Annotated in this window: 11 protein-coding genes and 1 pseudogene; 5 read left to right on the top strand and 7 right to left on the bottom strand. The window is 67.3% G+C overall.

Features of this window, described 5'->3' with window-relative positions; translation table 11 throughout:
• Positions 1-77: 77 nt before the first annotated feature.
• The 3 genes and pseudogenes from HDC96_RS17890 to HDC96_RS17880 form a co-directional block, all read right to left on the bottom strand.
• Positions 78-452, bottom strand: a pseudogene (locus HDC96_RS17890) (H-NS histone family protein); the annotation flags it as partial.
• Between the two features lie 154 nt (positions 453-606).
• Complete coding sequence (locus tag HDC96_RS17885; RefSeq protein WP_179461124.1) at positions 607-2,298, bottom strand: proline--tRNA ligase; 1,692 nt, start codon at positions 2,296-2,298, stop codon at positions 607-609.
• Between the two features lie 100 nt (positions 2,299-2,398).
• Positions 2,399-2,773, bottom strand: a complete 375-nt coding sequence (locus HDC96_RS17880) for a DUF4124 domain-containing protein (protein ID WP_179461123.1) — start codon at positions 2,771-2,773, stop codon at positions 2,399-2,401.
• Between the two features lie 72 nt (positions 2,774-2,845).
• Between HDC96_RS17880 and pssA the strand changes: the two genes are divergently transcribed.
• The 3 genes from pssA to rimI are packed head-to-tail and all read left to right on the top strand — an operon-like array spanning position 2,846 to position 4,598.
• Positions 2,846-3,625 (top strand): CDP-diacylglycerol--serine O-phosphatidyltransferase, encoded by a 780-nt coding sequence (gene pssA, locus HDC96_RS17875; protein WP_176991050.1) that lies wholly within the window; start codon positions 2,846-2,848, stop codon positions 3,623-3,625.
• Entirely contained in the window at positions 3,622-4,104 is a 483-nt protein-coding gene (locus HDC96_RS17870; protein ID WP_343203026.1) for a hypothetical protein, read from the top strand. Before pssA ends, HDC96_RS17870 begins: the two co-directional genes overlap by 4 nt.
• Positions 4,101-4,598 (top strand): ribosomal protein S18-alanine N-acetyltransferase, encoded by a 498-nt coding sequence (gene rimI, locus HDC96_RS17865; protein WP_176991052.1) that lies wholly within the window; start codon positions 4,101-4,103, stop codon positions 4,596-4,598. The genes HDC96_RS17870 and rimI overlap by 4 nt, the downstream gene beginning before the upstream one ends.
• A gap of 133 nt (positions 4,599-4,731) precedes the next feature.
• On the opposite strand, the gene HDC96_RS17860 is transcribed toward rimI, so the two are convergent.
• From HDC96_RS17860 to HDC96_RS17845, 4 genes are all read right to left on the bottom strand, one after another.
• A complete protein-coding gene (locus HDC96_RS17860) occupies positions 4,732-7,500 on the bottom strand; it encodes a valine--tRNA ligase (RefSeq protein WP_179461122.1) in 2,769 nt (922 codons plus the stop codon).
• Positions 7,501-7,543: 43 nt separating this feature from the next.
• Positions 7,544-7,732, bottom strand: a complete 189-nt coding sequence (locus tag HDC96_RS17855; RefSeq protein ID WP_121042605.1) for a YqaE/Pmp3 family membrane protein — start codon at positions 7,730-7,732, stop codon at positions 7,544-7,546.
• A gap of 45 nt (positions 7,733-7,777) precedes the next feature.
• Positions 7,778-8,203, bottom strand: a complete 426-nt coding sequence (locus HDC96_RS17850) for a DNA polymerase III subunit chi (protein ID WP_019182556.1) — start codon at positions 8,201-8,203, stop codon at positions 7,778-7,780.
• 85 nt (positions 8,204-8,288) lie between these two features.
• Positions 8,289-9,767: a leucyl aminopeptidase gene (locus HDC96_RS17845; RefSeq protein ID WP_179461121.1), complete on the bottom strand. Its 1,479-nt coding sequence runs from the start codon at positions 9,765-9,767 to the stop codon at positions 8,289-8,291.
• Between the two features lie 104 nt (positions 9,768-9,871).
• Here HDC96_RS17845 and lptF point away from each other — a divergent pair, with 104 nt between their 5' ends.
• Together lptF and lptG are read left to right on the top strand one after the other, a co-directional pair.
• The gene (lptF, locus tag HDC96_RS17840; RefSeq protein ID WP_179461120.1) at positions 9,872-10,951 is read left to right on the top strand and encodes an LPS export ABC transporter permease LptF; all 1,080 of its coding nucleotides are present in this window, start codon (positions 9,872-9,874) and stop codon (positions 10,949-10,951) included.
• Complete coding sequence (gene lptG, locus HDC96_RS17835; RefSeq protein WP_257018798.1) at positions 10,948-12,057, top strand: LPS export ABC transporter permease LptG; 1,110 nt, start codon at positions 10,948-10,950, stop codon at positions 12,055-12,057. The genes lptF and lptG overlap by 4 nt, the downstream gene beginning before the upstream one ends.
• The last annotated feature ends 308 nt before the right edge of the window (positions 12,058-12,365 follow it).

Genomic DNA, 12,365 nt, shown 5'->3' with positions numbered 1-12,365 from the left:
TGCACGCCCGGCCGGCGGAAACGAAAACGCCGGCGCGAGGCCGGCGTTTCCATCTGCAGCAGTGACTGACCGGCTTACTTCTTGATCAGGAACTCTTCGACCTTCTTGCCCTTGGCGGTATGCGCGGCCAGCCAACGCGGCTGCTTGCCACGGCCGGTCCAGGTTTCCTTCGGGTTGGCCGGGTTGCGGTACTTCGGGGCAACCTTGCCGAGCTTGCGCACGGCCTTGGCCGGGGCCTTGGTGGCCTTGCCCGCGGCGCGGCCACGTGCGGCCGGTGCGGCGCCGCCGAACAGCTCTTCCACCGAATAGCCCTGGGCCTTGGCCAGCTTGGTCAGCTGTGCGCGGACCTTGCTGATCGCCGGACGCTTGGCGACGATGGTCTGCTGCTTCTTGGCGTTCTTGATCAGCGCGCCCAGCTCTTTGGCGGACAGGCCGCTCAGGTCAATGCTCATCTACTACTCCGCAATATATTAAGGACAGGGTGAGCCGGTCCTTGGCATCGGAAACAGCATACATTCTCTTTTGCGAAATACACAAACAAACTGTAAATATTGAAACCGGGTCCGCCATTGAAAAAGGCCGGGTTACTCACCCGGCCTTTTGTCATTACTTGGTCAATTTTGCCAGCAGCGCGTCCTTGTCGAGGACCTCCGCTTCGGCCGCGCTGCGCGCGCGGTACTCGAAGGTACCGGCGGCGACGCCGCGTTCGGAGACCACGATCCGGTGCGGCACGCCGATCAGTTCCATGTCGGCGAACATCGCGCCCGGACGCAGGCCGCGATCATCCAGCGCCACGTCCAGGCCGGCGGCCTGCAGCTGCGCCAGCAGTTCGGCGGCGGTGGCCGACACGGTCTCGTCCTGCTTCGGGTTGATCATGCAGACCACGACCTGCCACGGCGCCATCGCATCCGGCCAGATAATGCCGGCGTCGTCATGATTCTGCTCGATCGCCGCCGCGACGATGCGCGAAATGCCGATGCCGTAGCAGCCCATCGCCAATACCGCGGCCTTGCCGTTCTCGTCGAGCACGGTCGCGTTCAATGCCTGCGCATACTGGCGGCCGAGCTGGAACACGTGGCCGACTTCGATGCCGCGCGCGACCTTCAGTTCACCGCCATCGGCGGCACGATCGCCGGCCTTGGCGTTGCGGATGTCCGCCACTTCCGGTTCGGGCAGGTCACGGCCCCAGTTGACGCCGGCGATATGGAAACCGGCTTCATTGGCGCCGACGACGAAATCGGCCAGTGCGGCGACCTCGCGGTCGGCCACGATGCGGATCGGCTGGGCGGGGTTTAGCGGGCCGAGGAAGCCGGGCTGGCTGCCCAGGTGCGTGGCGATTTCCGCCTCGCTGGCCATGCGGTAGCCCTGCAGGCCTTCGACCTTGCCCAGTTTGATTTCATTGACGTCGTGATCGCCGCGCACCAGCGCCAGCACGAAACCGGCCTCGCTCATGATCGCGATCGATTTGACCGTGCGTTCCAGGCCCAGGCCGAGCAGGGCGGCCACGGCCTCGCAGGTCTTCTGCGTGGGCGTCTCGACCTTGCGCAGCGTTTCGCTGGCGGCCGGACGCTCGCCGGGCGTGGCGGCGATGGCCGCTTCCATGTTGGCCGCATAATCCGAGCCGGTGGAAAACACCAGCGCGTCCTCGCCCGATTCGGCGATCACGTGGAATTCCTGCGAGGCGTCGCCACCGATCGCGCCGGAGTCGGCCTGCACCATGCGGAAATCCAGGCCCAGGCGGGTGAAGATGCGGCTGTAGGCCGACTTCATGTTCTCGTATTCGCGCACCAGGCACTCATCGTGCAGGTGGAAGGAATAGGCATCCTTCATCAGGAATTCGCGCGAGCGCATCACGCCGAAACGCGGGCGGATCTCATCGCGGAACTTGGTCTGGATCTGGAAGAAATTGACCGGCAGCTGCTTGTAGCTGGACAGCTCCTGGCGCGCGAAGTCGGCAGCGGCCTCTTCGGCGGTCGGGCTGTAGCAGAACACCTGCTCCTTGCGATCCTTGATCTTCAGCAGCTGCGGCCCGAACTTTTCCCAGCGGCCGGTGGCTTCCCACAGTTCCTTCGGCTGGATGGTCGGAATCTGGAATTCCACCGCACCGGCACGCTCCATTTCCTCACGCACGATGCGCTCGACCTTGCGCAGCACGCGCAGGCCCAGCGGCGACCAGGTGTACAGCCCCGAGGCCAGCTTGCGGATCATGCCCGCGCGCAGCATCAGGCGGTGGCTGGTCAGCTCCGCGTCGCTGGGGGTTTCCTTGGTGGTGTGCAGGTGGAACTGGGAGAGGCGCATCGTCGGCTTCGCTGAACGGCAGAAGCCGATATTCTGCCAGTCCGGCCGCCACGATGGGGGGTGCCGGTGGTTTTCGGCCCCGCGCGGCGGGGCCGGCGGCTCAGGCCTTGGGCGTGCAGTAGGCCTGGATGGCGGCCTCGGCCAGGGTCTTCTGGGCGCTGCGCTGCGCGTCGGTCAGCGCGGTATCGGCCTTGCCGTCGCCATCGGTGTCCTGCAGGACCTTGCCCGGCCCGTCGAGCAGGGCGAGGTTGCCGCGGGCGTCGGTGCAGGCCTTGTTCTCGGCCGGGGCGGCTGCCGTCGCGCGCGGGACCGGGTCCAGGTTCTCGACCTGGCGGGCCTCGTATTTCTGCCCGGTCGGCGGCTTCTCCGAATACTGGGTGACGCCGTTGGCGTCTTTCCACTTATAGACGTTGCCGGCGCTGGCCGTGGCGCTGGCGAGCAGCAGCAGGGCGCTCAGACGGGACAGGGCACGCATGGCAACTCCGGGAACGGGACAGAGCCGGGATTGCAGCACCCCGGGCCGGTGCTGGCAAGCTAAACTGGCCCCATGGATCAACTGAAACCCCCGCCGCGCTCGCGCAGCATTTACCTGCTGCCCAACCTGTTCACCACCGCAGGCCTGTTCGCCGGCTTCTACGCGATCATCGCCGCGGCCAATGGCGACTTCGTCAATGCCGCCATCGCGGTGTTCGTCGCCGCGGTCATGGACGGCCTGGACGGCCGCGTGGCCCGGCTGACCGGCACCAGCAGCGAATTCGGCGTGCAGTACGACTCGCTGGCCGACCTGGTCAGCTTCGGCATGGCCCCGGCCCTGGTGATGTACCACTGGTCGCTGTCGTGGCTGAAGTTCGACGACCCGGTCCTCGGCCGTGTCGGCTGGGCGGTCGCCTTCCTGTACGCCGCCTGCGCCGCGCTGCGCCTGGCCCGCTTCAACACCCAGGTCACCGTGGTCGACAAGCGCTGGTTCATCGGCCTGGCCAGCCCGGCCGCCGCTGGCCTGATGATGTCCTTCGTCTGGGCCTTCGCCGATGGCAACCTCGGCTGGGACGGCAACCAGCTGCGCTATGTCGCCCTCGGCGTGACCCTGGTGTCGGCCCTGCTGATGGTCAGCCGGATCCGCTTCTGGAGCTTCAAGGGCAGTGGCGAAAAGGGACCGCGCGCGGATCGCGTGCCGTTCCTGGCGCTGGCCCTGGTACCGATCGCCATCGCGATCATGGTCATCGATATGCCTCGCGTGCTGTTCGCGGTGGGCGTGGTGTATGCCTTGTCCGGCCCGTGTTACTGGGTGTGGCAGCGCACCCGCAAGACGGTCGAGCCGAACGCGTGAGCGGGCAGGCGCTGCCGCCATTGTGGTCGCCGGCGCAGCAGTCCTGGCTGCAGGCGATGGGCTATACGGTGTTCGTCGACGGCAGCGTCGAGCCGGAAGCCCTGGCTGTGCCGGAGATCGAGGTGCGTGCGGCCCCGCTTGCCGAGCCGGCGGCGCCGGTGCGTTCCCCGCGCCCGGCGCCGCCGGCGGATGCGCCGCCACCGGTGCGGCGCAACGCCCCACGCACAGTGGAGGAACAGGCCCCGGCCAGTGCTTCGACCGCCGCTCCGACTCGCGCAGGTGGCGGACGGCGTGCGGCGGTCCGGATGCCCGATCGCCTGCAGATCGCCCTGCTGCGCGCCTCCGGCTGCAACCCGGCCGAGCCGGACACCCAGGCCCTGATGGCCAGCTGGAACCTGGACGAACTGCGCAGCAGCGCCGCCGCCAAGCGTGCGTTGTGGCCGCAACTGCGCGCGCTGCGCAAGCGGGGCCGGCCGTGAGCGCGGTGAGCTCGCCACGGCCGTTGTCGCTGCGCGCGCTGCGCGAAAGCGACCTCAATGCGGTGATGGCGATCGAGGTGCGAGGGTATCCGTACCCGTGGACCCGCGGCATCTTCCAGGACTGCCTGCGTGCCGGCTATCCGGGCCTGGCGATGGAGGAGGACGGCCTGTTGATGGGCTACGGCCTGCTCAGCATCGCCGCCGATGAAGCGCATATCCTCAACATCTGCGTGGATCCGCTGTGCCAGTCGCGCGGTCATGGCCGTCACCTGTTGCGTGCGCTGGTGAAACTGGCGCGCGACCATGGTGCGCACCGCGTGTTCCTGGAAGTGCGGCCGTCCAATACCTCGGCCGTGGCGCTGTACCACAGCGAGGGCTTCAACGAGATCGGCCGCCGGCCGCGTTATTACCCGGCCCGCGAGGGGCGCGAGGATGCGTTGGTGATGGCGATCGAGCTGGTCGACGACGACATCCAGGTGATGCCGCCGCTCTGACGGCCCGATGTAGAGCCACCCCATGGGTGGCTGCGCCCGAGGCCGGATCGAAGAGCAGCCACCCATGGGGTGGCTCTACCCTGGCCCCGGAAAGGCGGCCACGCATGGCGTGGCGCTACCTCCGCCCATGCGCTTACAGCTTCGCGCGCTGCGAACGCAGACCCGCCAGCTGGGCGGTCCACTCGACCAGGCGCACGCGCTCCTGTTCGACCACCGCCGCCGGCACCTTGTCGGTGAACTTGGACAGCTTGGTTTCGCTCTTGTCCTTTTCCGATTCCACCCGGGCGATTTCCTTGTCCAGGCGCGCGCGTTCGGCGCCCAGATCGACCAGGCCTTCCAGCGGCACCAGCAGGGTGAGATCGCCCACGATCGCGGCGGCGGCCGGCGGCGTGTCGCTGCCGTTGGCCAGCCACTCGATGCGCTCCAGCTTGAGCAGGAACGACAGCGAGGAGGTGAAACGGCTCATGCGCGCACGATCGTCGTCGTTGCCACCCTGCAGCAGCAGCGGCACCAGCTTGGACGGCGGCACGTTCAACTCGCTGCGCACGCGGCGCAGGGCGTTGACCATCGACTTCAGCCATTCCACATCGGCTTCGGCGCGGGCGAAATCACCGGCGAACTCCTCGGCGGTCGGGTACGGCCGCAGCGAAATGGTGTCGTCGGTGATGCCCAGGCGCGGAGCGACCTGGCGCCACAACTGCTCGGTGACGAACGGGGTCAGCGGGTGCAGCAGGCGCAGCAGCGCTTCCAGCACGTACAGCAGGGTGTGGCGGGTGCTGTTGGCATCGTCCGCGTCGGCACCGTTGAGGGCCGGCTTGGTCAGTTCCAGGAACCAGTCGCAGAACTCGTTCCAGGCGAATTCGTACAGGCACTGCGCCAACAGGTCGAAGCGGTAGTTGGCGTAATGCGTCTGCGCTTCGGCCGAGACCGCGGCCAGGCGCGCGAGGATCCAGCGCTCGGCATCGGTGCGCGGCTGCGGCACGCCGGTGAAGCTGCTGCCCTCGGTGTTCATCAGGCTGAAGCGGCTGGCGTTCCACAGCTTGTTGCAGAAGTTCTTGTAGCCCTCGGCGCGGTTCATGTCGAACTTGATGTCGCGGCCGTGGGTGGCCAGCGCGGCGATGGTGAAGCGCAGCGCGTCGGCACCATGGGCGATGATGCCCTCGGGGAATTCGCGGCGCGTCGCCTTCTCGATCTTCGGCGCGTCCTTGGGCTTCATCAGGCCGGTGGTGCGCTTGGCCACCAGGTCCTCGATGGAGATGCCGTCGATGATGTCCAGCGGATCCAGCACGTTGCCCTTGGATTTGGACATCTTCTGGCCCTGCGCATCGCGGATCAGGCCGGTGATGTAAACGTCCTTGAACGGAATCTTCCCGGTGAAGCTGTCGGTGGCCATGATCATGCGGGCCACCCAGAAGAAGATGATGTCGAAGCCGGTGATCAGCACCGACGACGGCAGATAGCGCTCGAAACCGCGCGCGTCCATCGCCTGCTCGTTCGGCCAGCCCAGGGTGGAGAACGGCCACAGCTGCGAGGAGAACCAGGTCTCCAGCACGTCGCTGTCCTGGTGCAGGGCGACATCGGCGGCAAGGGTGTTCTTCGCGCGGGCCTCGGCTTCATCGCGGCCGACATAGCAGTTGCCCGCCTCGTCGAACCACGCCGGAATCCGGTGGCCCCACCACAGCTGACGGCTGATGCACCAGTCCTGGATGTTCTCCATCCAGTGGCGGTAGGTGTTGATCCAGTTGGCCGGAACGAACTGGATCGACCCGTTTTCAACGAGCTCCAGGCCACGCTTGGCCAGCACGTCCATCTTCACGAACCACTGGTCGGTGAGGTACGGCTCGATCACCTGCTGGGTACGATCACCGCGCGGCACCTGCAGCTTGTGCGCCTTGGTCTCGACCAGGATGCCGAGGTCTTCCAGCTCGGCCAGGATCACCTTGCGCGCTTCGTAACGGTCCAGCCCGCGGTACTTCTCCGGGGCGTTGTCGTTGATCGCCGCGTCCGGGGTGAACAGGTTGATCATCGGCAGGTCGTGGCGCAGGCCGACCTGGTAATCGTTGAAATCGTGCGCGGGGGTGACCTTGACCACGCCGGTACCGAACTCGCGGTCGACGTAGTCGTCGGCGATCACCGGGATCTCGCGGTCGGTCAGCGGCAGCTTGACCATTTTGCCGATCAGGTGCGCGTAACGCTCATCCTCCGGGTGCACCATCACCGCGGTGTCGCCCAGCATGGTTTCCGGGCGGGTGGTGGCCACGGTCAGGGTGCCGCTGCCGTCGGCCAGCGGGTAGCTGATCGACCACAGGAAGCCGTCTTCCTCCACGCTCTCCACTTCCAGATCGGAGATGGCGGTCTTCAGCACCGGATCCCAGTTGACCAGGCGCTGGCCACGGTAGATCAGGCCCTGCTCGTGCCAGCGCACGAAGGCCTCGACCACCGCTTCGGACGGCTGCGGGTCCATGGTGAAGGTGCTGCGCGACCAGTCGCTGGAGGTGCCCAGGCGGCGCATCTGGCGCTCGATGGTGTCACCGGACTGCGCCTTCCACTCCCATACCTTCTCGATGAAGCCGTCGCGGCCCAGCGAATCGCGGGTCTCGCCGGTGTTGGCCAGGGCCAGGTTGCGCGACACCACCATCTCGGTGGCGATGCCGGCGTGGTCGGTACCCACCTGCCACAGCGTGTCGTAGCCGCGCATGCGGTGGTAGCGCACCAGCGCATCCATCAGGGTCTGCTGGAAGGCATGGCCCATGTGCAGCGTGCCGGTCACGTTCGGCGGCGGCAGCAGGATGGTGTACGGCTCGCCCTTGCCGGACGGCTTGAAATGGCCGGCCTTCTCCCACGCGTCGTACAACGCGGTTTCAAAGGTTTTCGGGTCGTAGCTGGAGGCGAGTTGGGTCATGCGGGAACCAGGATCGAATACGGAAGGTGGGGGTGCCGGAAGCTCAGCGCCCGAAGGCGCGGCGGATCTTCTGGTCGGTATGGAACTGCGAGACCGCGTAGGCGGCCCAGATCGCGGCGGGCAGCCAGCCGATCAGCGTGATCTGCAGGATCAGGCAGAGGATGCCTGCGATCGGGCGGCCGATGGTGAAGAAGGCGAACCAGGGAAAGATCAGGGCGATCAACAGGCGCATCAAGGGTCTCCGGGGTCGGCGGCGACCGGACGGGCGCCGCGCGGGTTACATGTCGTACTTGTTCAGGTCAAAGCCCAGCGCCTTGTACTGGCGCCAGCGCTCGCGCAGCGGTTCGCGCGCTTCCGGGTCGGCCGGGACCACTTCCAGCACGCGGTCGCAGGCGGCCAGGTAGGGGTCGTCGCGCAGGTTGATCACCAGCGGACGGGCCGGGGCCTCGGTGCCGGGAACGGCGATCAGCACCAGCGCTTCTTCCTCGTCCATGTCTTCGCCGGCGATCTGGTGCGGAATGTAGGCATCGTTGTCGAATGCCCACAGCAGCTCGTCCAGCTCCTCGGCCTGGGCCTGGTCGCGCGCCAGCACCAGGGTGAACAGCCCGGCGTCGTTGGCCTTGCGGGCCAGTTCGCAGACCAGGCGCAACGGCTCGGTCAGGAAGCGGGGCTTGGCGATCAGGTAGAAATCAGCACGGGACATGGCAGGGCCTGGAGCGGAGGGGGAACCCGGCGCCAGGCCGGGCGGGATCGCGGCCACCGCAGGGCGGCCGCGATCGGGCAGGGCATCAGGCGCGGGCGACCTGGTCCAGCAGCCACTGGCTCAGCAGGCCAACCGGGCGACCGGTGGCCATCCCGCGCTTGCCTTCGTCGCTGGCCACGCCGGCGATGTCCAGATGGGCCCAGCGCTGGCCTTCGGCGAAGCGCGACAGGAAGCAGCCCGCAGTGATCGCACCGGCCCAGCGGCCGCCGATGTTGTAGATGTCGGCGAAGCTGGAATCCAGCATCGGCTGGTATTCGTCCCACAGCGGCAGGCGCCAGGCGCGGTCGAACACGTGTTCGCCGGCGGCCAGCAGCTCGTTGGCCAGGTCGTCGTGCTTGGTCATCAGGCCGGCGGTCTGGTGGCCCAGGGCGACCAGGCAGGCACCGGTCAGGGTGGCCACGTCGACCAGCGCGGCCGGCTCGAAGCGCTGCGCGTAGGTCAGCGCGTCGCACAGGATCAGGCGCCCTTCGGCGTCGGTGTTGCCGACTTCGATGGTCTTGCCCGACATCGAGGTGATCACGTCCGACGGGCGGTAGGCATTGCCGTCGATGGCGTTCTCGACCGCCGGCACCACTACCACCAGGTTCAGCGGCAGCTTGGCCGTCACGGCCGCGACGAAGGTGCCGATGACGTTGGCGCCACCGCACATGTCGTACTTCATTTCTTCGATGCCGCCCTGGGTCTTCAGGTTGACGCCACCGGTGTCGAAGGTGATGCCCTTGCCGACCAGCACGTAGGGCTTGGCGTCGCCGCCATTGCTCCACTTCAGCACGACCAGGCGCGGGCGGTTGGCCGAGCCGCGGGCCACGGCCAGCAGCGAGCCCATGCCCAGCGCTTCCATCTGCTGCTCGTCCAGGATCTCCGCCTCGGCGCCGTCATGGGCCTGGGCGAACGCGACCGAGGACTCGGCCAGGTAGGCCGGGGTGCAGACGTTCGGCGGCAGGTTGCCCAGCTCGCGGGCGTACTGCACGCCGGCGGCGATGGCCTGGCCCTGGGCCAGCGCCTGGGTGTCGGTGCCGGCGATGGCCAGCGTGGTCAGCCCCGGCTCGTCGGCCTTCTTCTTGCCCAGCGTGGCGCTGTAGCGGTAGGCGGCGTGGTCGGCGGTGATGATGGCCTGGCGGATGTTCCAGGCGGCATCGCGGCCCTTGACCTCGATCTCGGTCAGGGTGAACAGCGCGTGGTGGTTGACCCCGCTCTTCAGGGCGCGGCTGGCATCGCCGACCGCCTTGAGGTACTGCGGCACGCCGAATTTGGCCGGCTCGCCCAGCCCGACCACCAGCACGCGCGCGGCGGTGACGCCGGGCAGATCGTGCAGCAGGGTCGTGTTGCCGGTCTTGCCGCCCACGTCGCCGCGGGCGATCAGGGCCGACAGGCGGCCACCGGACGCGGTGTCCAGGGCCTGTGCCGCCGGGCTCAGGGTCTGGTCGGCATAGGCGCCGACGATGACGCAATCGCACTCGGCCGAGGCCGGCGCTGCGTGGTTCAGGGTGAATTCCAGGGCCATTGATCAGATTCCGTTGGCAAATCCGTACAATCGCGAGCTGTTTACGTCCCGTCAGTAGACTGGGCAGCACCGCGAACGAATCCGAGAGTTTAAACCACCGCCCCATGTCGAAGCTCGATCGCTATCTCCTGCGTGATTTCGTCCAGAGTTTCCTGGCCACCCTGATCGTGTTGCTGGTGGTGAGCGTCGGTGGTGTCCTGGTGGACATCCTCGGCAACATCGCCGACGGCCGCCTGCCTGCCCGCCTGCTGTTCTCGCAGCTGGGTCTGCAGTTCATCGTCTATATGCCGCTGATCCTGCCGCTGGCGCTGATGCTGGGCCTGCTGCTGGCCACGGCCCGGCTCTACCGGGACTCGGAAATGGCGGTCATCACCGCCATCGGTGTCGGCCCGAGGCGCCTGCTGCGCCCGCTGCTGATGCTGGTGGTGCCGGTCGTGGGCCTGATCGCCCTGTGCTCGCTGTGGCTGGGCCCCTGGGCCGACCGCACCGGCGAGACCATGATCGACGAGGCCAACCGGAGCGTGGTCATGGCCGGGCTGGAGGCGGGCAAGTTCACGTCCCTGCCCAATGGCGGCGTGGTCTACCTGTCCTCGGTCTCCCCGGACGGCACCCAGCTGGGCAAGGTCTTCATGCAGCGCCAGAAGGAGGACAGTATCGAGGTGATCTCCGCCGATCGTGGCCGGATGTACTTCGAAGGGGCCAAGCAGCGGTACCTGGAGCTCGACGACGGTCATCAGGTGCAGGGCCCGGCCAATGGCGCCCTGGACTACAAGCTGCTGACCTTCGCCCGCAACGACGTGGCGATGCCCGACGGTGCCGAAACGCGCAAGGACGACGACCCCGAGCTGCTGCCGACCACGCAGTTGTTCGGCGATGAGCGCCCCGAGGCGCAGGCCCAGCTGCACTCGCGCATCGCCCCGCCGCTGATCGCCCTGGCCTTCGCCCTGATGACCCTGCCGCTGGCCCGCAGTTCGCCGCGCCAGCAGCGCTACGGCCGGATGATGCTGGCCTTCCTGGCCTACATGGTGGGCATGAACCTGATGTTCATCGGCACCCGCTGGATCGCCGATGGCAAGATTCCCGGCATTGCGGGCCTGTGGTGGCTGACCCTGCCGTTGCTGGCACTCGCCCTGTGGATGTATTTCCGCGACGGCAAACTGTCGCGTCCCCGGAGGACCGCATGAACGTGTTGCGCCCCATGCGGTTCGATCTGTACCTGGGCCGTGCCGTGTTCGGCACCGTCCTGTTGACCTGGGCCGTGCTGGTCGGCCTGGACGTGGTGATGGCCTTCTCCGGCGAGTTCAAGGACGTCGGCAAGGGCAGCTACACGCTCGGCCACGCCGCTGCCTGGGTGCTCTACACCGTGCCGCGCCGCGCCTACACCTTCTTCCCGACCGCCGCCGTGATCGGCGCGCTGATGGGCCTGGGCCAGCTGGCCGCCACCTCCGAGCTCACCGCACTGCGCGCGCTGGGCCTGTCGCGCAAGCGCCTGAGCGTCTCGGTGGCGATCGCGCTGTCGCTGATGACCGCGGTGATGGTGTTCAGCGGCGAAACGCTGGGCCCGTGGGGTCAGAGCAAGGCGGACGAGATCAAGGCCAGCGCGAAGTGGGGCAGCAGCCTCAGCGCGGCCCGCTATTCGGGCGTGTGGGCGCGCGAAGGCGATACGTTCCTCAATGCTCAGAGCGGCGACGAGCAGTTGCAGGCCGGCGGCGGTACGCGCCTGATCCTGCACGATGTGCGTCTGTACAAGATCGCCGAGGACGGCCGGCTGGCCTCGTTGACCTATGCGGCCACCGCCGAGCACGGTGCCGACGGCTGGGTGTTGAACAAGATCCGCCGCGATACCTTTGGTGAGCGTTCGGCGACGCGCGAGACGGTCGAGTCCGAACCGTGGAATTCACGCCTGGACGCGGCGGCGCTGGCCAGCGGCATTTCCAAGCCGCGCAACCTGACGGCGATGGATCTGCGCACCAGTATCGAGTACCGCAAGCGCAATGGGCTGGACGCGCGCGATTACGAGGATGTGTACTGGAGCCGCTGGTTCTATCCGATCAATGTGCTGGCACTGTGCCTGGCGGCGGTGCCGTTCGCGTTCGGTTCGCTGCGCAGTGGCGGGATGGGCAAGCGCTTGTTCCTGGGCATTCTGTTCGCGCTGGGCTTCTGGTTGCTGCAGTTGTTCTTCGGCCGCATGGCCGGTGCGCTGAAGTTCGATTACCGGATTGCGTATGCGTTGCCGCCGATCATGATGATGGTGGTATCCGGGTTGCTGTTCCGACGAAAGTCCGGCTGATTCCTCTGCTCGAACGTCAGGCGCCAGAGGTCAAAAGCCGAAGCCAAAGCCAAAGCCAAAGCCAAAGCGGCCACCATGTGCTCTCGAGCTAGGCGCGACGGACTTGCCATTCCGGGACCCGCCGCAAGTCCCGCTCCGCGGCCCGGCCCAGCCGCTGGCGGCTGTGCGTTCAGTCGCATGCGAGGCAGTGCCTCGCAAGCAATGCGCCTTCACCCATGTAGCAACTGTGTTGTTGGAGGGACTTCGGCCCCTCCAGCAGACGGGCGCGGTAGTGCCGGCCGCTGGCCGGCAGCCTTTGGAGATGTGCC

It is taken from the genome of Stenotrophomonas sp. JAI102 (assembly GCF_013409105.1).
Classification (GTDB): Bacteria; Pseudomonadota; Gammaproteobacteria; order Xanthomonadales; family Xanthomonadaceae; genus Stenotrophomonas; species Stenotrophomonas maltophilia_AA.
The sequence above is the reverse complement of the archived record's forward strand: the minus strand, read 5'-3'. Positions and strand labels throughout refer to the sequence as shown.